This window comes from Streptomyces filipinensis (assembly GCF_014649495.1).
In the GTDB taxonomy this organism is placed as follows: domain Bacteria; phylum Actinomycetota; class Actinomycetes; order Streptomycetales; family Streptomycetaceae; genus Streptomyces; species Streptomyces filipinensis.
In genome coordinates this window covers 65,459-85,223 of the sequence record NZ_BMTD01000002.1, presented here as the reverse complement: position 1 = coordinate 85,223, position 19,765 = coordinate 65,459, and the positions used below count along the sequence as shown (strand labels likewise).

The 19,765-nt window shown below is 72.5% G+C and carries 17 protein-coding genes; 8 read left to right on the top strand and 9 right to left on the bottom strand.

The window, feature by feature from the left end; translation table 11 throughout:
- Positions 1 to 93: 93 nt before the first annotated feature.
- Positions 94 to 534 carry an EF-hand domain-containing protein gene (locus IE244_RS05415; protein ID WP_308436253.1) on the bottom strand — a complete coding sequence of 147 codons (441 nt, stop codon included), beginning with the start codon at positions 532 to 534 and terminating at the stop codon, positions 94 to 96.
- 525 nt (positions 535 to 1,059) lie between these two features.
- A complete protein-coding gene (gene sodN, locus IE244_RS05410; protein ID WP_023546844.1) occupies positions 1,060 to 1,455 on the bottom strand; it encodes a superoxide dismutase, Ni in 396 nt (131 codons plus the stop codon).
- Between the two features lie 145 nt (positions 1,456 to 1,600).
- On the opposite strand from sodN, the gene sodX reads away from it, so the two are divergent.
- Positions 1,601 to 2,035, top strand: a complete 435-nt coding sequence (gene sodX / locus IE244_RS05405) for a nickel-type superoxide dismutase maturation protease (protein ID WP_191872074.1) — start codon at positions 1,601 to 1,603, stop codon at positions 2,033 to 2,035.
- Here the strand turns inward: sodX and IE244_RS05400 are convergent.
- Positions 1,939 to 2,568 (bottom strand): CGNR zinc finger domain-containing protein, encoded by a 630-nt coding sequence (locus IE244_RS05400; protein ID WP_191871494.1) that lies wholly within the window; start codon positions 2,566 to 2,568, stop codon positions 1,939 to 1,941. The two genes, sodX and IE244_RS05400, sit on opposite strands and share 97 nt — an antisense overlap.
- Positions 2,569 to 2,668: 100 nt before the next feature.
- Between IE244_RS05400 and IE244_RS05395 the strand changes: the two genes are divergently transcribed.
- Entirely contained in the window at positions 2,669 to 3,427 is a 759-nt protein-coding gene (locus tag IE244_RS05395; RefSeq protein WP_191871493.1) for a class I SAM-dependent methyltransferase, read from the top strand.
- Positions 3,428 to 3,538: 111 nt separating this feature from the next.
- On the opposite strand, the gene IE244_RS05390 is transcribed toward IE244_RS05395, so the two are convergent.
- From IE244_RS05390 to IE244_RS05380, 3 genes are read right to left on the bottom strand one after another with little or no spacing between them, the layout of a single operon-like run.
- Entirely contained in the window at positions 3,539 to 4,300 is a 762-nt protein-coding gene (locus IE244_RS05390; protein WP_308436252.1) for an amino acid ABC transporter ATP-binding protein, read from the bottom strand.
- Positions 4,297 to 5,265, bottom strand: a complete 969-nt coding sequence (locus tag IE244_RS05385; RefSeq protein WP_191871492.1) for an amino acid ABC transporter permease — start codon at positions 5,263 to 5,265, stop codon at positions 4,297 to 4,299. The genes IE244_RS05390 and IE244_RS05385 overlap by 4 nt, the downstream gene beginning before the upstream one ends.
- A gap of 28 nt (positions 5,266 to 5,293) precedes the next feature.
- Positions 5,294 to 6,256 carry an ABC transporter substrate-binding protein gene (locus tag IE244_RS05380; protein ID WP_191871491.1) on the bottom strand — a complete coding sequence of 321 codons (963 nt, stop codon included), beginning with the start codon at positions 6,254 to 6,256 and terminating at the stop codon, positions 5,294 to 5,296.
- 556 nt (positions 6,257 to 6,812) lie between these two features.
- Between IE244_RS05380 and IE244_RS05375 the strand changes: the two genes are divergently transcribed.
- Positions 6,813 to 8,036, top strand: a complete 1,224-nt coding sequence (locus tag IE244_RS05375) for an NAD(P)-dependent malic enzyme (RefSeq protein ID WP_191871490.1) — start codon at positions 6,813 to 6,815, stop codon at positions 8,034 to 8,036.
- 192 nt (positions 8,037 to 8,228) lie between these two features.
- On the top strand, positions 8,229 to 9,194 hold the full coding sequence (locus tag IE244_RS05370) for a zinc-binding dehydrogenase (protein WP_191871489.1): 966 nt from the start codon (positions 8,229 to 8,231) through the stop codon (positions 9,192 to 9,194).
- 88 nt (positions 9,195 to 9,282) lie between these two features.
- On the opposite strand, the gene IE244_RS05365 is transcribed toward IE244_RS05370, so the two are convergent.
- From IE244_RS05365 to IE244_RS05355, 3 genes are all read right to left on the bottom strand, one after another.
- The gene (locus IE244_RS05365) at positions 9,283 to 10,326 is read right to left on the bottom strand and encodes a PadR family transcriptional regulator (protein WP_191871488.1); all 1,044 of its coding nucleotides are present in this window, start codon (positions 10,324 to 10,326) and stop codon (positions 9,283 to 9,285) included.
- 1 nt (position 10,327) lies between these two features.
- On the bottom strand, positions 10,328 to 11,233 hold the full coding sequence (locus tag IE244_RS05360) for a DUF4097 family beta strand repeat-containing protein (protein WP_191871487.1): 906 nt from the start codon (positions 11,231 to 11,233) through the stop codon (positions 10,328 to 10,330).
- 348 nt (positions 11,234 to 11,581) lie between these two features.
- Complete coding sequence (locus tag IE244_RS05355) at positions 11,582 to 11,761, bottom strand: DUF6104 family protein (protein ID WP_003992906.1); 180 nt, start codon at positions 11,759 to 11,761, stop codon at positions 11,582 to 11,584.
- Positions 11,762 to 11,943: 182 nt separating this feature from the next.
- Here IE244_RS05355 and IE244_RS05350 point away from each other — a divergent pair, with 182 nt between their 5' ends.
- The 4 genes from IE244_RS05350 to IE244_RS05335 all read left to right on the top strand — a co-directional run bounded on the left by IE244_RS05350 (position 11,944) and on the right by IE244_RS05335 (position 19,744).
- Positions 11,944 to 12,468 carry a CU044_2847 family protein gene (locus IE244_RS05350; RefSeq protein ID WP_191871486.1) on the top strand — a complete coding sequence of 175 codons (525 nt, stop codon included), beginning with the start codon at positions 11,944 to 11,946 and terminating at the stop codon, positions 12,466 to 12,468.
- Positions 12,465 to 15,065, top strand: coding sequence for a VMAP-C domain-containing protein (locus IE244_RS41755; RefSeq protein ID WP_229853965.1), 2,601 nt, complete (start codon positions 12,465 to 12,467; stop codon positions 15,063 to 15,065). Before IE244_RS05350 ends, IE244_RS41755 begins: the two co-directional genes overlap by 4 nt.
- A 109-nt stretch (positions 15,066 to 15,174) precedes the next feature.
- Entirely contained in the window at positions 15,175 to 16,191 is a 1,017-nt protein-coding gene (locus IE244_RS05340; protein ID WP_191871485.1) for an AAA family ATPase, read from the top strand.
- Between the two features lie 7 nt (positions 16,192 to 16,198).
- Positions 16,199 to 19,744, top strand: a complete 3,546-nt coding sequence (locus tag IE244_RS05335) for an SAV_2336 N-terminal domain-related protein (RefSeq protein WP_229853964.1) — start codon at positions 16,199 to 16,201, stop codon at positions 19,742 to 19,744.
- Positions 19,745 to 19,765 lie beyond the last annotated feature (21 nt).

The following is a 19,765-nucleotide window of genomic DNA, read 5'->3' as shown; positions in this document are numbered from 1 at the left end:
GATCGCCGAAGCACTACCGGAAGCTGTCGGCGACCGCGCACCGGATCTGTCCCGGGCGGAGAAGTCGCCCGCGGCGGCGGTCGCGTACTCGGCTCACACCGGTCCGCCCGACCCATCGGACGGCGCCTGATACAGGACCTCGCCCATAGGCGAGGCGTCGCCGATGACGTAGGAACGGATCGACGCCAGGTACTCATCACGAACCACCAGGCCGTCGCCGTCGGCGAGGTCGAACAGTGAGCCCAGGGGGAACCGGCAGATGTGGTCGAACTTGTCGGCGCCGACCCATGCGTCGTATTCCTCGAAGGTCAGCTTCCCGTCGCCGTTCGCGTCCATCGCCCCCCACGCCTTGTGGGCTTGCCCGCGGGCGGCGACGACGAGCGGGTCGTCCTCCGAGCGTCCCGTGGCCTGGACGGTCCGATCGACCCGGGAGAGGTAGTCGTGCGCCGAGACGACCCCGTCCCCGTCCGCGTCCATCATGGCGAAGATACGGCCTCTCGCGACGGTGGCGGCTTCAACGGTGGTACGGCGCACTGGAGGTCTCCTCTTGCTTGTCTCCCGCTCGACGAGGACTCGTCCGGCGCTTGCTACCCGCCCTGTTCCAGGTTCCATGCGACGGCAGCCGCCCGTATGGCGTGCGGTGGGAGTACAGGCGCGCGTGGCCGCTCATGAAGCGGAGCGTGCGCGGCTCGTGCGCTTCGAGACGCCGGGGCATGGGATGCGCCCCTGGGGAGGCCAGGTGAATGACACTCAGGCCGTAGGCCGGCGTCCGAACCCTGACTCCAAGAACGAGTGGGGTGGTGACCGGCGGATTCCGCGCGGATGGAGGAGGGCGAGCTCCTCAATGACCGCCGCTGGAAGACCGAACGGAACGGCGCCCGCAGGTCCTCGGCCACGCGTCCGCCGTCATCACGCTGCGGATCTGCGCCCATCTGCGGCCGGGTGAAAAAGACCGCACCCGGACCCTCAGGGACGCCATGTTCGGCGGCCTGTGGCCGAGTGCGGTCGGGGAGACGCTGCTAGTCGGGAAAACTGCAGGTCAGACGGCCTGATCCAAGATCAGGCCTTCTTGGTCTCCCAGAAGATCTTGTCGATCTGGGCGATGTAGTCCAGCGCCTTCTGGCCCGTCGCCGGGTCGGTGGACGCCTTGGCGGCCGAGAGGGCCTTCAGGGCGTCGTTGACCAGCTGGTGCAGCTCCGGGTACTTCTCGAAGTGCGGGGGCTTGAAGTAGTCGCTCCAGAGCACGGAGACGTGGTGCTTCGCGAGCTCCGCGCGCTGCTCCTTGATGACGGTGGCGCGCGCCTGGAAGTGGGGGTCGTCGTTGCCGGCCATCTTTTCCTGGACGGCCTTCACCGACTCCGCCTCGATGCGGGCCTGGGCCGGGTCGTACACGCCGCAGGGCAGGTCGCAGTGGGCGCTGACCTTGACCTTGGGGGCAAACAGGCGGGAAAGCATGGAGCATTCCTTCCTCGTGATCGTCTTCTCAGGTGCGACATTACTCCCTGCAGAAGGCGATTTCTCGGGTGCCCCCTAGGGCTTAGGACAAAAGTCCAGGGTCAGACTGAGACTGGTGGAGGAACGGACCGGGGAGGTGCCGGGGATGCCGGAGCTGTCGCAGGAGACCGAGCGGGGCAGGGCGGTCGCGCCGTTCGGACTGGCCGAGGTGACGGGGCCGTCCATGGTGCCGACGCTGCTGCACGGGGACCGGCTGCTGGTGCAGTACGGGGCCTCGGTCAGGCCGGGGGACGTCGTGGTCCTGCGTCACCCGTTCCAGCAGGACCTGCTCGTCGTCAAGCGTGCCGTGGCGCGCCGTGAGGGCGGCTGGTGGGTGCTCGGCGACAACCCGTACGCGGGCGGGGACAGCACCGACTACGGGGTCGTCCCGGACGAACTGGTGCTGGGCAAGGCGCGCCTGCGGTACCGGCCTTTCCCGGCCGGTCAGCGTTCGCCGCTGGCGCTGGTGCGCTGGGCGCTCTCGGCCGCCAGGCCGCTGCTGCCGGACCGGTCGGCCTCCAGGCGCTTGCGGGCCCGGTAGGCGGCCACGTTGGCGCGGGTCGCGCAGCGGTCGGAGCAGTAGCGCCGGGAGCGGTTGGTGGAGGTGTCGAGGTAGGCGTTGCGGCAGGGGGCCGCTTCGCACAGGCCGAGGCGGTCGACGCCGTACTCCGTCAGGTGGAAGGCGAGGCCCATCGCCGCGATGGCCGCGTAGCCGGCGGTGGCGTTGGAGGGGTGGTCGGCCAGGTGCATGTGCCACAGCGGGCGGCCGTCCTCGTCGCGGTAGTCGTGACCGGAGATCTGCGGCGACACCGGGAACTCCAGCAGCAGCGAGTTCAGCAGGTCCACGGCCAGCGTCTCGTCGCCCTTGTCGGCCGCCTCGAAGACCGCGCGCAGCCGGGCCCGGACCGAGCGGAAGCGCGTGACGTCGGCGTCGGCGGCGCGGCGGGCCGCCGCGGCGTTGACGCCGAAGAGGTCGCGGACGGCCTCGACCGAGGTGAGCGAGTCCTTGCCCCGGGCCGGTTCCTCGCTGTTGACGAGACGGACGGCGTAATCCGAGTAATAGGCCAGTTCCACTTGTAGTCCTTACGGGGGCGCTTTATGGTCGTGTCTGCGGTCGGGTAACAGCCGGTCGTGTGTCCAGGGTATTACGCGAACCGAGGGGAGTCGGGGTTCCATGACGACGAGTACCGGAACCGACTGGGCCGCCTGGCAGGAGAGCTGGGACCGGCAGCAGGAGTCGTACATGCCGGACCGTGAGGACCGCTTCCGGATCATGCTGGACATGGTCGAGGCACTCGTCGGGACGGCGCCGCGCGTGCTCGACCTCGCCTGCGGCACCGGAAGCATCACCGGCCGGCTGCTGACCCGCTTCCCGGCGGCCACCAGCACCGGCGTCGACCTCGACCCGGCCCTGCTCACCATCGCGCGCGGCACCTTCGGGGGCGACGAGCGGGTGCACCTCGTCGAGGCCGACCTCAAGGACCCCGACTGGCGGGCGAAGCTGCCGTACGACTCCTACGACGCCGTCCTGACCGCGACGGCCCTGCACTGGCTGCACAGCGAACCCCTCGCGGCCCTCTACGGTCAGGTCGCGGAGCTGGTCCGCGACGGCGGTGTCTTCATGAACGCGGACCACATGATCGACGACAGCACGCCCCGGATCAACGCCGCCGAGCGCGCCCAGCGGCACGCACGCATGGATCAGGCCAGGCGGGCGGGTGCCCTGGACTGGGCCGAATGGTGGCAGGTCGCCGCCGAGGACCCCGTGCTCGCCGAGCCGACCGCCCGGCGGTTCGAGATCTACGGCGAGCACGCCGACGGGGACATGCCCGCCCCGGTGTGGCACGCGGACGTGCTGCGCGAGAAGGGGTTCGGGGAGGCCCGGCCGGTGTGGTGCTCGCCGTCGGACACGCTGCTGCTCGCGGTGAAGTAGGCGAAGCCGGTGAAGTCGGTGCGGCGGGCGAAGCCGGTGCGGCGGGCGAAGTAGGCGGACAGGCCTGAGGGGCGGTACGGGTGGTCCGTACCGCCCCTCAGCGTCATCCGGTCAGAGAACCTTCGACAGGAACGACTGCGTCCGCTCGTGCTGCGGGTTCGTCAGGACCTCGCGCGGGTGGCCGGATTCCACCACCACGCCCTCGTCCATGAACACCAGGCTGTCGCCCACCTCGCGGGCGAAGCCCATCTCATGGGTGACCACGACCATGGTCATGCCGGACTCGGCGAGGTCCCGCATGACGTCCAGGACGTCACCCACCAGCTCCGGGTCCAGGGCCGAGGTCGGCTCGTCGAACAGCATCAGCTTCGGCTCCATCGCCAGGGCCCGGGCGATCGCCACCCGCTGCTGCTGGCCGCCGGAGAGCTGGGAGGGGTAGTGCCCGGCCCGGTCGGCCAGGCCCACCCGCTCCAGCAACTGTTCGGCCCGCTCCCGGGCCTGCGCCTTGGCCACGCCCTTGACCTGCACCGGCGCCTCCACGACGTTCTCCAGAGCCGTCATGTGCGGGAACAGGTTGAAGCGCTGGAAGACCATGCCGATGTCCCGGCGCTTCATGGCGACCTCGCGGTCGCGCAGCTCGTACAGCTTGTCGCCCTGCTGGCGGTAGCCGACCAGCTCGCCGTCGACGTACAGCCGGCCGGCGTTGATCTTCTCCAGGTGGTTGATGCACCGCAGGAAGGTCGACTTGCCGGAGCCGGAGGGGCCGATCAGGCAGAACACCTCGCCCGGCCTCACCTCCAGGTCGATGCCCTTGAGCACCTCGACGGCGCCGAAGGACTTGTGTACGCCCTCGGCCTTCACCATGGCGTTCATCGCACGCTCCTCTTGCCGCTCGGGCCGAGCAGGTTGGCCTTGACCTTCTGCCACGGGGTGGGCGGCAGACTGCGGGTCGAGCCGCGGGCGTAGCGGCGCTCCAGGTAGTACTGGAAGACGCTGAACACGCTGGTCATCACGAGGTACCAGAGGGAGGCGACGAACAGCATCTCCATCACGGCGTACGACGTGGAACCGATCGTCGAGGTGGCGCGCAGCAGTTCGTTGTACGTGACCGCGTAGACCAGCGACGAGGTCTTCAGCATGTTGATGAACTCGTTGCCGGTGGGCGGCACGATCACCCGCATGGCCTGCGGGATGACGATCCTGCGCAGGGTCCTGCCGTGGCTCATGCCGAGCGCGTGCGCGGCCTCGGTCTGGCCGTCGTCGACGGCCAGCAGCCCGGCGCGGCAGATCTCGGCCATGTACGCGGCCTCGTTGAGGCCCAGACCCAGCAGGGCGCACATGAACGGGGTCATCACATCCGTCATCTCGTCCTTGTAGATCGGACCGAGGTTCAGGACGGGGAAGATGAGCGCCAGGTTGAACCAGAGCAGGAGCTGGACGTAGACCGGCGTGCCGCGGAAGAACCAGATGTAGACCCAGGCCACCCAGCTCGTCACCGGGTTCTTCGACAACCGCATCACGGCCAGCACGATGCCCAGGGCCACGCCCAGGGCCATCGCGAGCACGCTGATCAGCATGGTGCGGCCGGCGCCCGCGAGCACAGTGGAGTCGAACAGCTTGTCGCCGACCGCGTGCCACTGGATCTTCTCGGCCGTGGCGAAGGCGTTGACCAGCAGGCCGACCAGGGCCAGCACCACGACCGCGCTGACATAGCGGCCCCAGTGACGGACCGGTATCGCCTTGATCGCCTCCGGTGGCACCGGGCCGCCGCCGGGCTCCTTGGAGACGTCGGCCGACGGCCTCGCGTCGGCCGGTGTCTTGTCGAGATCGTCAGTCACCGTGACTGCCCTTCAGTGTGTCTGGCAGTCACTTGCCGCCGTTGACCGCGGCCTTGTCGATGGCGCCGCTCTGGGCACCCCACTTGTCGAGGATCTTCTTGTACGTACCGTCCTGGATGATCGCGCTGACGGCGGCCTCCAGAGCGCTGGTGAGCTGCTTGTTGTCCTTGTTCACGGCGATACCGAAGGGGCCGGCGTCGACCTGCTCGCCGACGACCTCGAAGGCCTTGCCCCCGTCGGCCTTGCGGGCCAGGTCGATCGCCACGGGGTAGTCGTTGACGCCGGCCACCGCGCCGCCGGACTTCACACGGGTCTGGGCCTCGGTGTCGTTGTCGAACGACTCGATCGTGATCTTCTTCTTGCCGCCGTCCGTGCAGGCCTTGGACTGCTTCTGCAGGAGCTGCTCGTACGTGGTGCCGTGCTGCACGGCCGCGGTCTGGCCGCAGAGGTCCTCGACCGAGCCGATCTTCTTCGGGTTGCCCTTCTGCACGTACACCGCGGTGCCGGCCGTGAAGTAGTCGACGAAGTCGACACCCGGACCGAGCTTCTTGCCCTTGTCGTCCAGGCCCTGCTGGCGCGCCTTGGTGTCCGTTATGGACGAGATCGCCACGTCGTAACGACCGGAGTTCAGCGACGTGATCAGGCCGTCGAAGGAGCCGGAGGTGAACTTGAAGGGCACGCCCAGCTTCTTGGCCAGCGCGGCGGCGATGTCGGGGTCCACGCCGACGATGTCGCCGCCCTCCTGGTACTCCATGGGTGCGTACTCGGCGTTGGTGCCGACCTGGATGACGCCCTTGTCCTGGATCGTCTTCGGCAGCTTCGAGAAGAGCGGAGCGCTGCTCGTCCTGCCGGACGCGGAGGAGCTGCCCTTGCCGCCGTTGGTCTGGTCCCCGCAGCCGGTGAGCAGCAGGGCGCCCGCGACCGCGATCGCACCGGCCGCTCCCAGACGGGAGCGGGTGGCGGTCGTACGACGGGTGGAGCTTGCGGTCATCGTTGTTCCTCCGGCTGCTGGGAAGAGGTGCCGATGGTCGACGAGAAACACACACCTTCGGGTGTCGCGACCTCGTGGGTTTACCGCATCTTGCCATTCGGACTACGCCGTTCAGGGGGCTGACTATGTCAAAATCGGATAACGGGTGACCCCCGAACCGCCTCAGGTCGGTACAACCCCGGTGCATCACCACCGAACCATCTGCGGGAATCCAGTCCTGCGGCCGGAGAATCTTCGGCGCGTCTCACGATGTGATCAGCGTGCGCGCCCGCTTCCCGTGTCCTCGCGCGCTTGGCGTGGTTGTCAGCCACGCGTCATCTCGCGGTGGCTTTTCTGTTCCGGGATGTGACCTTGCGCCTATTGGACTCGTCGTAGGCGCCGTCCGTCCGGTAAGAAGGTTCTTTACACCCCTCATCCGGGGCTCAGGGCGCGTGTGCGGCGCGCCCGTCGCGTATGTGCCCGTACGTATCAGCAATCGGGCCGTGCGCGGTGCCCGCCCACCCCTCACCAGGAGTGGTCGACCCTCAAACCATGCATAGCTAAGGGGTAAAACAAAGTGGCAGCGGAGATCGTCAATCCTCGCAGCGACAGCAATACGGATCAGGACGGCGGGGCCGAGCCCCTCGATTCCTTCGATCCGGTGTTCGCGCTGCACCGCGGCGGCAAGATGGCCGTGCAGGCCACCGTGCCGGTCCGCGACAAGGACGACCTTTCCCTCGCGTACACGCCCGGCGTCGCGCGCGTGTGCACCGCGATCGCGGAACAGCCGGAGCTGGTCAACGACTACACATGGAAGTCCTCCGTGGTCGCCGTCGTGACCGACGGTACGGCCGTGCTCGGACTCGGGGACATCGGTCCCCAGGCCTCCCTCCCCGTGATGGAGGGCAAGGCGATCCTGTTCAAGCAGTTCGGCGGCGTCGACGCGGTGCCGATCGCGCTCGACTGCACCGACGTGGACGACATCGTCGAGACCGTCGTCCGGCTCGCTCCCTCCTTCGGCGGAGTGAACCTCGAGGACATCTCGGCGCCCCGGTGCTTCGAGATCGAGCGCCGGCTGCAGGAGCGCCTCGACATCCCGGTCTTCCACGACGACCAGCACGGTACGGCCGTCGTGACGCTCGCGGCGCTGCGGAACGCGGCGCGGCTGAGCGGCCGTGAGATCGGGCAGCTGCGGGCCGTCATCTCGGGCGCCGGCGCGGCCGGTGTCGCCATCGCCAAGATGCTGGTCGAGGCCGGCATCGGTGACGTGGCGGTGGCCGACCGCAAGGGCGTCGTGTCGGCCGGCCGGGAGGACCTCACCCCGGTCAAGCGCCAGCTGGCCGGCTTCACCAACAAGGCCGGTATCACCGGCTCGCTGGAGGACGCCCTCGCGGGCGCCGACGTCTTCATCGGCGTCTCCGGCGGTACGGTCCCGGAGGAGGCCGTGGCCTCCATGGCGAAGGGCGCCTTCGTGTTCGCGATGGCCAACCCGAACCCCGAGGTGCACCCGGAGGTCGCGCACAAGTACGCGGCGGTCGTCGCCACCGGGCGGTCGGACTTCCCGAACCAGATCAACAACGTGCTCGCGTTCCCGGGCATCTTCGCGGGCGCGCTGCAGGTGCGGGCCTCTCGGATCACCGAGGGGATGAAGATCGCTGCCGCGGAGGCGCTGGCCGCCGTGGTGGGCGACGATCTCGCCGCCGACTATGTGATTCCGTCGCCGTTCGACGAGCGGGTCGCTCCGGCGGTCACGGCGGCGGTCGCGGCCGCTGCTCGGGCCGAGGGCGTCGCTCGTCGCTGACGTCGCGCTGAATGGCCCCGCCCCTCCGGGCGGGGCCATTTCCTTTCCCACCCGCCCGACCCGTGTGCTGACGGGGCGCCCCTCGACGGTGCCCGTGCCGGGCTGCGCTGGACGGGTGCCCCTGCGCAAGAGGGCATGTGTCACAGACCCTCGCAGTTCCGTTGGCTGATCAGCACCCCTATCGTCGGCTGTATGTTCGCTGTCTACGCCGCCCGAATCGACCGCGACCAGCCGCTCTCCGGCCTGGAGTTGGGGGAGCGCCCGGCCCCCGAGGCCCGGCCCGGCTGGAGCACCATCCATGTGCGGGCCGCCTCCCTCAACCACCATGACCTCTGGTCCCTGCGGGGCGTCGGCCTCCCGGAGGGCCGGCTGCCGATGATCCTCGGCTGCGACGCCGCCGGCATCGACGAGGACGGCAACGAGGTCGTCCTGCACTCCGTCATCGGCCAGACCGGCCACGGCGTCGGCCCCGACGAGCCGCGCTCCATCCTCACCGAGCGCTACCAGGGCACCTTCGCCGAACAGGTCGCCGTGCCGACCTGGAACGTCCTGCCCAAGCCCAAGGAGCTGTCCTTCGCCGAGGCCGCGTGTCTGCCGACGGCGTGGCTGACGGCGTACCGGATGCTGTTCACCAACGCCGGCGTACGGCCCGGTGACTCGGTCCTGGTGCAGGGCGCGGGCGGCGGTGTGGCCACGGCTGCCATCGTGCTCGGCAAGGCGGCGGGGCTGCGCGTCTTCGCGACCAGCCGGGACGAGGCCAAGCGGAAGCGCGCCCTGGAACTCGGGGCCGTGGAGGCCGTGGAGTCCGGGGCGCGGCTGCCGCAGCGGGTGGACGCCGTCATCGAGACCGTGGGCGCCGCCACCTGGTCCCACTCGGTGAAGTCCCTGCGGCCCGGCGGCACGATCGTCATCTCCGGTGCCACCAGCGGGGACCGGCCCTCGCACGCCGAGCTGACCCGGATCTTCTTCCTGGAGCTGAAGGTCGTCGGATCCACCATGGGCACCAAGGAGGAGCTGGAGGACCTGCTCTCCTTCTGCGCCGCGACCGGCGTACGCCCCGTCATCGACGAGGAGCTGCCGCTGGACCGGGCCCGTGAGGGCTTCGAGCGGCTCGCTTCCGGAGAGCAGTTCGGGAAGATCGTCCTCACCCACTCCTGACCCGGCCGCGAGCGGCACCGAAGGCGGCGGCTGCTCCCCTTCGCCTGCGCGAGGGCCTCGGCCTCCGCGCTGCTCCGACGAGCCGGGCTCAGGGCCTCGGCTGGCGGAGCAGCGCGCCGATGCGGGCCGCCGCCGTCGACAGATGGCGGCGGGCGTCGCCGAGCTGCTCCTGGCTGACGCCGTGGTCGCGGGCCGCGTCGCGGATGTCGTCGCGGAAGCGGTCCAGGAGGCGGTCCAGGTCGCGGGGCGGGTCGCCGGTGAGGTCCTCGTGCGCCCAGGAGGGCTCGTACTCGGCCGGGAAGTCCTCGGTGGGCGTGACATGGTGCAGGTCCGGGGCGGCGGTGGGCGCGGGCGCCGGCTCCCCGGGGGTGCGGGGATAGCCCCAGTTCTTGCCGAAGTCGCCCAGTTCCCTGGCCAGTTCGGACAGGCCCTCGCGGACGCCCGTCGGCCAGTCACCCTGGGTGAAGCGGTCCTGGACGCGGTCCTGGACCTGGCGGGCGATGCGCTGCATCTCCTGCTGCGCCTGGGCCCATGCCCGCTCCTGCGCCTCCTGGGCCTGGTGGCGGGCCCGCTGGGCCTCCTCACGGGCCCGGCGGCTCTCGTCCTTGGCGCGGCGGGCCTGCTCCTTCCACTCCTGCTTGACCCGGCGCATCTCCTCCTTGGCGGCCCGCCAGGCCTCCTTGTCGGTGAGGTCGCCGTAGTCCCCGGCCGGTCCCGCCGGGCCCGCGCCCGTCTTCGCGCTCCGGCGGGCCTCGGACGCGGCCGCGCGCATCTCGCGGCGCAGGTCACCGGCCGCGCCGCGCACGTCGGCCCTTATCTCGGCGGCCAGTTCCGCGACCGACTCGCGGATCTCCAGCTCCAGGTCGGCCAACTCGCCGCTGCGGTCGGCCAGTTCGGCGCGGCCCGCGTCCGTGATGGCGTACACCTTGCGGCCGCCCTCCGTGGTGTGCCGGACCAGGCCCTCGGCCTCCAGCTTGGCCAGGCGGGGGTAGACCGTCCCCGCCGAGGGGGCGTACAGACCCTGGAAGCGTTCTTCAAGGAGCCTGATCACTTCGTAGCCGTGGCGCGGGGCCTCGTCGAGCAGCTTGAGCAGATACAGGCGCAGGCGTCCGTGGGCGAAGACGGGGGGCATGTCAGAGCACCTTCTTGTCGGTCGTGCCGTCGGCCGTGGCGGTACCGGGGTTCCGGGGGGATCCGGAGGGCCCGGCGTCCCCCACGCTGTCCGCCTCGTCCTCGCGCGGCGGACGGCGCAGCAGGGCGATCGAGCCGGAGACCGTGGTGGCGCGGAGCCTGCCCGTGCCCGCGCCGAGGCGGCCGGTGATCTTGTGGGCGCCCCACTGGCCGTGCACCCGCAGTCCGTCGAAGGCGTTGGAGATCGTGCCGCTCGCGGTGTTCGCCTCCACCTCGGCGTCCGCCGGGTGGGGCAGGCGGATGGCGATCTCGCCGGAGACGCTGGTGAGGTTGACCTCCGTGGGACCGTCCGGGTCCAGGTCGACGATCATGGAGCCGCTGACGGAGTCCGCGCGGACGGTACGGCCGGAGCCCTCGACCACGGTCAGGTCCCCCGAGACCGAGTGGAACCGCAGGTCACCGGTGACGGCCTGGGCTTCCAGGTTCCCCGACACGGTGTCCGCGCGGACCGGGCCGGAGACGCCGACCAGGGTCGTGTCGCCGGTCACCCCCTTCACCACCGCGGGGCCGTGGATGCCGGAGACGACCGCGCCGGCGCCGACCACGCCGACCTCCACACGGGTGTCGGCGGGAACCGCCAGGGAGACGACGGCACGGCGCCGCCAGCCCTTGCGGTCGAGCCACTTGAGGAAGCCCTTCCAGGGCAGGTCCTCGTAGGCCACCGTGAGGGTGTCGCCGGTCTGGGTGACCACCAGGGGCGGTCCCTCGATCTCGGAGACTTCCAGGCGGGCGGAACCCTCGTCCGTGCCCACCACGTTCACCGTTCCGTTGACGATGCGGACCTGCAGGTCGCTCACGCGGGTGTCAAAGCTCAGTTTCCGGGGCTCGGTGACGGACCACTCGGGCATGGGGACCTCCTCGGGCACGGCTGGGCGAAGGGCCAGCCGCGACACGCCATATCGCGTCTATCCCGATTCACGATATATCGCGGTCGCGGAAAGTCAAGACACCCTTTCGTGGGATGCCGGGGCCGGGAGGGGCGCGGCTGGGGGAGTGCGGGTGGGGGGAGCGCTGGTACGGGGGAGCGCGGACGCAGGACGAGGGGCGGCGTGGCGCCGGCCGTGGTGCGGCGCGTGGTGGGGCGCGGCGCGGGTGGCGGTGCGCGCGGCGCCGCGTCCTGCGTACGCGTAAGGGAGGGCGGGGAGGACGGGCGCTGCGACCGTGGTGTCGTACCGCCCGCCGGGCCGGTTCCGGACCTACTCGTCGTCCTCGTCGTCCAGGCGGGCCAGCCAGGTGGCGAGGCGTTCCACCGGAACCTCGAAGTCGGGGTTCAGGTCGACGAACGTGCGCAGCTGCTCGGCGAGCCACTCGAAGGTGACCTCTTCCTCGCCGCGCCGCTTCTCCAGTTCCTCGATTCCTCGGTCGGTGAAGTACATGGATGCCGCTCCGTCGTTCAGTGCAGGGGTAGGGCCGCTCCCGGGCGGGAAGAACCCTCAACCTGTGAGAGGTGGAAGATGCCGCATTTCCGCCTGAGGAGCCTGGCGAGGACAGGAAAATAATAGGCAGCCGTCCGGCCCTGCGGGCGGGCGGTCCCGACGGGGCGAGGGGACGGGGGAGCATGACGAACGGGGAGTCGACGCGAGTAGCGCGGATCCAGCTGCCGGACGGGACGCCGGTGTGGGCCCGGATATCGGGCGCCGAGGAACTGTCCGCGCCGTCGGGGGGACTGTCGTACACGGACACCGGCTTCGCCGAGCGGGTGGAGGCGAGCGTCGAGAGCCTCCAGTCGCTGATCACCGGTGTCGCACGCTCGCTGTCCGGTCCGCTGCGGGCGGTGCGGCCGGACGAGGTGAACGTCGAGTTCGGCATCGAGCTGACCGCCAAGGCCGGGAAGGTGGTGGGCCTGCTCGCGGACGGTGAGGCCAAGGCCGCCATCACGGTCACCCTGAAGTGGAACGGGGGCGGCCCGCCGGACGCGGACGCGGGCACGCCCGCCGCCTCCCGGGACTCCTCGGCGCAGCCACCTCCCACGCCCGGCGGCACGGCCGCGCCGTCCGCCGCCCAGGGCCCGCGCACCGGCGCGTCGACCGGCGCTCGGGGGCACGGAGGTGCCGTGGGTGGCGCCGTCGGGGGCGCGGAATGACGGAGCCGTACGACGGGGGCGCGCCGGACGGCGCCGATGCCGCCCGGCTTGCCCTTCGTGAACTCGTTCTCGCGGCGACGGTGCGCATTCATCGCTCCGACGCAGGGTATGCCCACGACGAGCCCGGCGGCTTCCTCGGCAGCGGCTTCTTCGTGGCGCCGAACTGGGTTCTGACCTGCGCGCACGTGGTTCATGCCGAAGAGGGGGGCGAGGTCACCGTGGTCTACCGGACCAGCCCCTACGAGGACCCGTGCGCCGTGCCCGGGAAGGTGGCGGCGACCCTGCCGGAGCAGGCCGGCCGGCTCGTTCCCGGCGGTGGCTGGCCCGCCCCGGATCTCGCGCTGGTCCGGCTCCGCGAGCCCGCCGGGCACACGTGCGTGTACGTCTCCGAGCGTCCCAACCCGCACTTCGGCGGGAACCGGGTGTACTACGCGGGGTGGACGGGGGCCCGGGGCCGGCTGGAGATCCTGGACGGGTACCTCTCCGTCCAGGGCACGATCAGTGCGTGGTCGCCGGAGGAGCAGGTGCGGCTCGGGCAGAACGACCTGCCGCCCGGTGTCTCCGGCGGGCCGGTGATCGACCCCGTGCGCGGGGAGGTCGTCGGAGTCCTGAAGTCCCGCGCGGACCAGGGGGCGGGCGGGACGTCCATCGGCATCGAGCAGTTACGCACCCTGCAGACAGGGACGAGAGCCCAGACGGCGACAGGAGCCACGACCGGGACCGGGCCCGCCGGCGACCACCCGAGCGGCTCCGTCCGGTCCGGTGCCGATCCCGCCGGCCCGCACCCGAACGGCTCCCCCCGGAGTGACGCCCACGCGGGCCTTCCGCACACGGGTGACCCCTCCGGGACCGGTGACGAACACGCCGGTGCCATCGGCGGCCTGGGCTGCTCCCGGGGGACCGGCGCCGATCCCGTCGACGTCCGCCCGAGTGGCTCCCTCAGGCCTGGCGCCGATCCCGCCGACGTCCTCCCGGGCGGCTCCCTCAGGTCTGGCGCCGATCCCGCCGGCCTCCACCCGAGCGGCTCCCTCCAGGTCGAGGCCCACGCGGGCCTTCCGTACCCGAGTGGCTCTCCCGGGGCCGACGACCACGCAGGTGGTACCGGCCCGGGTGGTTCTCCGGGGACCGGCGCCGGTGGCATCCGCGTGAGCGGCCTCCCCCAGGGCGACCTCTATCAAGCCGTCTTCCACGCCCACGACCGCTATCACCGCGACCGCCAGCAGCCCTCCGACTCGTCGGCCCCCACCTGGGCCGACATCCAGGGGGAACTGGGCGCACGCCCGGGGCGCGCGCTCAGCCCGCACGAGCGCGGTGAACTGCTGGGCCGGCTGGCCGATCTGCCGCCCCCGGCCAGTACCCGCGGCCTGCTCGATCTCCTCCGCTCCCTGCCGGGCTTCCGGCTTCCGTCCCTGGTGCCCGCCCCGCGCGGCTGGCGGGACGGCCTGGGCGTGCTCTACGAGCACGCGCGCCAGGACGGGGTGCGCAGGCTCGTCATCGACTACGCGATGCGGATCCTGGCCGCCGACCGCGACCGGACGCCCAGCGTGCGCGCGGCCGAACGGGCCCTGTGGGACTGGGTGAGGCACGCGTCGACAGGCCTCGACAGCGGCTACCGCACCGAACTCGCCCGCCAGCGGGTCGAGTTGCTGGGCCGGGTGCATCCCGGTCACGAGCGGGCCGACGACGACCCCGGCCAACTGCCGACGGAGCGCCCCGTACCGCATCCGGCCCTCGCGCCGCCCGGCCCGTCCGTGCTGCTGGTGGTGCTGCGCCGGGCCTGGGAGCCCGACCACTGCGACTGGTCGATCTCCGTGGCGGACACGGACGGGGGGACGCGCCTGCTGCACGAGACCCGGCGCACCCCGCTGGCCGGCCTCGACTCCCATGTGGCCGCCCCGCTCACCGAGGCCTTCCGGCAGTGCGACGAGCCCGGGCGGCCCGCCCTCCTGCACGTGGCCCTGCCCCATCTGCTCCTGGGCACGGCGGTGGACGACTGGCGGCTGCGGCGCGACGGCGTCCCGCTGGGCGTCGAACGGCCGGTGCTCGTGCGCTGCTCGGACCGTGACCAGCTGCCCGACGAGGCGACGGACGGCCCCGGTGCCTGGCCGGCGGCGGCCTGGGAGTCGTACGACGACGAGGACGGTGAGCGACGGGACCGCTGGCGCCGGCTGCACGTCCGTCAGGCGCGGGCCGAGGTACTGGACTGCGACGACGGCGTGCGCAGGCCCGTACCGGACACGGCCGCGCTGCGGGACCTCGCGCCGCACGACGTCCCGGTGCTGTGCCGCCTGGGCGACCTGCGCTACGACAGCGACCCCGCCTCGCTCGGCCGGCTCCTGCGCGCCGGCTTCGGCGTGGCGGTGTGGCGCCGCTGGCGGCGGGAACCCGAAGCCGTGTGCGGAGAGTTCCACCGGGGAGCCAAGACGGTCGTCGACGACGGCAACGGGGTGGCCCTGTTGCCCGAGGTGGTGCACGGACTGCGCAGACAGGTGCACGAGGGGCTGACTGAGGCCTACTGGGCCCATGGAATAGCACTGTTGTACGACGATCCGTACAGGCCCCTGCCCGGCGCCGGAGATCTGCTTGAGGCGCCGTGACGCGGGCCGCGCGTTCCCTACGGATCCCCTTACCAGGGGTCCTGAGGGTCGATACCGTGATGCACGTTCGACGGCTGCCGTGGCGGACGAGTGACGACGAGGACCGGACATGACCGAATCCAGTGAGTGGCTCATCTACCGGGGCGCCGGGGAACCGCACGACGGGATGAGCCGGCTTCCGCCGCCGCCGCCCTGGCGCGACTTCTCCGGCCGGGACGCGGACGGCGACGGCTCCCAGGACCGCAGGCTCGGCGCGCACCGGCACCTGGCCGAACTGCACCGGCCCGGCGCCGAGGAGCTGGAGATGATCAACGCGGCGCTCTATCTGCGCCGCCCGCTGCTCGTGACGGGCAGCCCCGGCGCGGGCAAGAGCACCCTGGCCCATTCGGTGGCGTACGAACTGGGGCTCGGCGAGGTGCTGCGCTGGTCCATCGTCAGCCGGACCACGCTCCAGGACGGGCTGTACCACTACGACGCCATCGCCCGGCTGCAGGACGTCCAGATCGCCGCGCAGGGCGGCTACGGCACGGCGGCCGGCAGCCCCGGAGCCGTGGCGGCCATCGGCAGTTACATCCGGCTCGGGCCGCTCGGCACCGCCCTGTTGCCCTCGGACACCCCGCGGGTGCTGCTCATCGACGAGCTCGACAAGAGTGACATCGACCTGCCCAACGACCTGCTGAACGTGCTGGAGGAGGGCGAGTTCGAGATACCCGAGCTGCAGCGCATCGCCGACCGGCTGCCCGACGGCGAGGCCGAGGTGCTCACCGCCGACGGCACCAAGGTGCGGGTGCGCGACGGCCGGGTGCGCTGCCGCGCCTTCCCGTTCGTGGTGCTCACCAGCAACGGGGAGCGGGACTTCCCGGCACCGCTGATGCGCCGGTGCATCCATCTGGAGCTGGGCCGGCCCGACCACAACCGGCTCGCCACCTTCGTCCGCGCCCACCTCGGTGACGAGGCCGCGCGGGCGGGCGACGACCTGATCGCCCGCTTCCTGGAGCGTTCCCGCAGCGAACTCCTCGCCGCCGACCAGCTGTTGAACGCGATCCACCTCACCGACGCCGCCGCCCCGCCGAGCCGCGAACGACTCGCCGACCTGCTCATCCAGCGACTCGACCGTTCGAGGTGAGGCGTTGATGCCCGACGCAGCGGCACGACACGGCCCGGAACCCGCGGACCGGCCCGGCCCGCCGGCCCCCGCCGAGCGGCTCGGTCAGCCCGACACGCCGGCACCCACGGCCCGTTCCGGCCCGCCCGACCCCTCCGGCCCGGCCGCCCTCGCATCCACCCCTGACCCCGCGGACCCGCCCGTCGGGCCGGCCGAGGGGGGCGGTGGTGACCCGTTGGCCGAACTGGTGCGGCGGCTGCGGGAGATCGGGCTGGAGCCCGATGTGGAGGGGTTGAGCGACGCCCTGTGGCTGGCGTGCCGGGCCGGCTCCGGGCAGGCGGACGAAGGCGAGGGGGCGGCCGGTGGCGCCGGGCCCGCGGCGCCGTCGGACGAGGGAACCGGCAAGGCTGCGCCCGCGCAGGGCGGCAGTGGCCCGGAACGGCTGGGCGTGCCGGCCCCTCCGTGGCAGGGGCCCCAGACGATCTCCGCCGGCCCTGACCGCGGTGTGACGCTCTACCCGTTGCCCCGGAACGGCGCCAAGAGCGTCCGGGGCAACGGGCGGATCACGGCGCTGCCGGTCGGTGTGCCCGTCGCCCCGGTGCTGCCCGCGCCCCTCGAACTCCAGCGCGCCCTGCGGCCGTTGCAGGCGTACCGCAGTGCCGCGCCGGCACTGCGCACGGAGCTGGACGAGACGGCCACCGCCGAGCTGAGCGCTCGCGCGGGCGGCCTGATCCTGCCCGTCCGGCACGCCGTGATCCGCGGCGACGCCCGGCTCCAGCTGGTGCTGGACGCCGCGCCCTCGATGCGGGTGTGGGACCGGCTCTTCACCGAACTCCACCAGGTCTTCGCCCAGTTGGGGGCCTTCGGGGACGTCCAGGTCAGCCATCTGCACGCCGGCCCGGACGGCGAGCCGGCGGTCAGCCGCAGCCCGGACGCCCAGGCGGCCCCGCTGCACGGCCTGGACCGGCTGAGCGACCCCACAGGGCGTCGGATCACCCTGCTGGTCAGCGACTGCGCGGGCCCGCTGTGGCGCAGTGGCCACGCGCACCGGCTGCTGCACCACCTGGCCCGGATCGCCCCCGTAGCGGTGCTCCAGCCGCTTCCGCAGCGCCTGTGGAACCGCACCCGGCTGCCCGTGACGTACGGCCGGCTGACCCGCGGCGACACCCCGGGCGGCACCGCGCTGCGGATGCGCACCCCCGACGGCGCCCCGGTGGTCCCGCCGCCGGGTGTGCTGCCCGTACCGGTCCTGCCGCCCGAGCCGGTGGCCCTCGGCGCCTGGGCGCGGCTGCTGTCCGGGGCCGGTACCGGTCCGGTGCCGGGCGCGGTGGGCTGGGTGCGCGCGGACCAGCCGCCCGCGCCGGAGCCCCGCCGTACGCGCAGGCCGACGTCGGTGGAACGGGTCAGCAGGTTCCGTTCCGCGGCCTCCCCGACCGCCGGCCGCCTCGCGGTCTATCTGGCCGCAGCCCCGCTGTGCCTGCCCGTGATGCAGCTGGTGCAGCGCACGATGCTGCCCGGATCCGGCCCCTCCGAACTCGCGGAGGTGCTGCTCGGCGGCCTCGTCCAGCGGGCGGGGGAGGACTACGGGCAGGGTGACGTCCAGTGGTACGAGATGGACCCGGAGGTGCGCGAGGCGCTGCTGTCGACGCTCGGCCGGGACGAGGCGGTGCTGGTCCTCAAGCACTGTTCCGAGTACATCGAGCAGCGCTTCGGCAAGGGCGGCGCCAACTTCCCGGCGCTGGCCCTCGCCCAGCTCGGCGGCGGGGACGCGGCCGAGCCCGACCGGGAGCCCGCCGCGGCCCGGGCGCGCGCCTACGCGCCCGGCACCGGCTATCCCGGAGAGAACGGCGACGGCGGCGAGGCGACGCTGGTCCCGCAGCCCTTCGCCGAGGTCGCGGCCCGGGTACTGGAGCGCTTCATGCCGCTGCCGGAACACTTCCGTCTCTACGGCACCCGGGGCAACGGCGCCCCGCCCGGGGAGCGGCCGACGCACCCGGCGGTGGTCCGGGCCCGCACCCTGCTCGCCCGGTTCGACGCCGAGGGCATGGTGCAGGACGCGATCGACGCCGTACAGCTGCTGCGCGGCGCCACCGAGCACGAGCGGCCGACGGGGGCCGATCCCGGGCTGTGGGCGGAGTACGCCTACGCCACGCTGCGGCTGTGGGAGGTGCAGGGCGGGGCCGAGCTGCTGCGGGAGGCGGAGACGGCCGCCGAGCGGGCCGTGGCGCACCCGCACGCGCTGCGCGAGCGGGCGGCGCTGGCCCGGGTGCTGCGCGCGGCGGCCACCGACCGCCGGCGCCGCGGCGACCAGCACGGCGCCCTGGACCTGCTGAGCCGTGCCGACCGGGAGTACGCGGTGGCCTGCGCCGCGCCCGAGCTGGAGCCGGAGGAGGCGCTGCGGCTGACCCTGGAGCGGGTGGGCGCGCTGGAGACGCAGTGGCGCCTCGGCGGTGACAGCGCCCTGCTGCAGGGCGCGGTCGGCATGCTGGAGGCGTTCGCCGACATCTGGCCGGACCGCCGGCACCGCCCGCCCGAGCTGCCGCTCGCCCACGGCAGGCTGCTGCTGCGCCTGGCGGAGGCCACGACCGATCCGGAGCAGGCCCGCGGCTACGCCGGGCAGGCCTCCCGGTCCCTGCGCGACGCGCTGACGGCCGGGGCCCAGGACGTGGCCCCGGGCGGCGCCGACCGGGCGCGGGAGAGCGTCCGGGTCCGCCTCGACCTGGTCGACGCCCTGCTGGCGTCGGGCGGGGACCTGGCCGAGGCCCAGGACCGCCTGGACGAGGCGCTGGCGAGCACCACCCGGCGCAGCCTGCGCTCCCTGCTGCACGTGCGGGCCGGCCGGGTCCGGGTCGCCCGCTACACGGAGTCGGGTGACCCGCGGGAACTGCGGGACGCCGCGGACGCGTTCGCGCTGGCGGCGGCGGACATGCCGAGGGACGCGACGGGCTACTGCGACGTGCTCGCCGAGTGGGGCGAGGTGCTGCTGCGCCGCGCGGGCGCGCAGAGCCCGGCCCGTGCGTGGGAGCCGCTGTCCCAGGCGATCCGCGTGCTGCGGGACTGCCGTACGGAGACGCCCACGGGCAGCCCGCACGCGGCGTACCGGCTGCTGATGCTGGGCCGGGCGCTGATCCTGCGCTACCGGCTGCGCGGCGACCGGGTGGATCTGCGGGAGGCGGAGCACCTCTTCGGCCTGGCGGCGGCGGACGCGGACGATCCGCTGCTGGCCGCGCGCTGCCGGCTGGAGCTGGGGCAGGCGCAGTACGAGGCCTACCGGAGCCTGGGCCGGCCGACCCGCCTGGACGACGCGGTGGACGCCTTCCGGTCGGCGGCCGAGTCGGCGCGAGAGGCCGAGGAGGAGGCCGAAACGGAGCGCAGGCGCCAGGACGCGGTGGAGCTGGGTGCGCAAGCGCACCACTGGCGGGGTATGTCCTACGAGGCGGCTGCCCGCCCCCGCGCGGCTCGTGAGGCCTACCGGGCGGCGCGTGCCGAGTGGTCGCGGCTGCCCGAGGGCAGCCTCGGCTCGGGCGGACCGACGGCGGCGGACACGGTGCTCCGGCTGGCCGAGCTGGAATGAGCGGGAACGAGCGGGAACCGA

Excerpts from the sequence above, each read along its gene's own strand:
- sodN (WP_023546844.1), bottom strand. The coding sequence starts at position 1,455 with ATGCTTTCCCGCCTGTTTGCCCCCAAGGTCAAGGTCAGCGCCCACTGC.
- sodX (WP_191872074.1), top strand. The coding sequence starts at position 1,601 with ATGCCGGAGCTGTCGCAGGAGACCGAGCGGGGCAGGGCGGTCGCGCCG.
- IE244_RS05395 (WP_191871493.1), top strand. The coding sequence starts at position 2,669 with ATGACGACGAGTACCGGAACCGACTGGGCCGCCTGGCAGGAGAGCTGG.
- IE244_RS05390 (WP_308436252.1), bottom strand. The coding sequence starts at position 4,300 with ATGAACGCCATGGTGAAGGCCGAGGGCGTACACAAGTCCTTCGGCGCC.
- IE244_RS05380 (WP_191871491.1), bottom strand. The coding sequence starts at position 6,256 with ATGACCGCAAGCTCCACCCGTCGTACGACCGCCACCCGCTCCCGTCTG.
- IE244_RS05370 (WP_191871489.1), top strand. The coding sequence starts at position 8,229 with ATGTTCGCTGTCTACGCCGCCCGAATCGACCGCGACCAGCCGCTCTCC.
- IE244_RS05365 (WP_191871488.1), bottom strand. The coding sequence starts at position 10,326 with ATGCCCCCCGTCTTCGCCCACGGACGCCTGCGCCTGTATCTGCTCAAG.
- IE244_RS05360 (WP_191871487.1), bottom strand. The coding sequence starts at position 11,233 with ATGCCCGAGTGGTCCGTCACCGAGCCCCGGAAACTGAGCTTTGACACC.
- IE244_RS05355 (WP_003992906.1), bottom strand. The coding sequence starts at position 11,761 with ATGTACTTCACCGACCGAGGAATCGAGGAACTGGAGAAGCGGCGCGGC.
- IE244_RS05350 (WP_191871486.1), top strand. The coding sequence starts at position 11,944 with ATGACGAACGGGGAGTCGACGCGAGTAGCGCGGATCCAGCTGCCGGAC.
- IE244_RS41755 (WP_229853965.1), top strand. The coding sequence starts at position 12,465 with ATGACGGAGCCGTACGACGGGGGCGCGCCGGACGGCGCCGATGCCGCC.
- IE244_RS05340 (WP_191871485.1), top strand. The coding sequence starts at position 15,175 with ATGACCGAATCCAGTGAGTGGCTCATCTACCGGGGCGCCGGGGAACCG.
- IE244_RS05335 (WP_229853964.1), top strand. The coding sequence starts at position 16,199 with ATGCCCGACGCAGCGGCACGACACGGCCCGGAACCCGCGGACCGGCCC.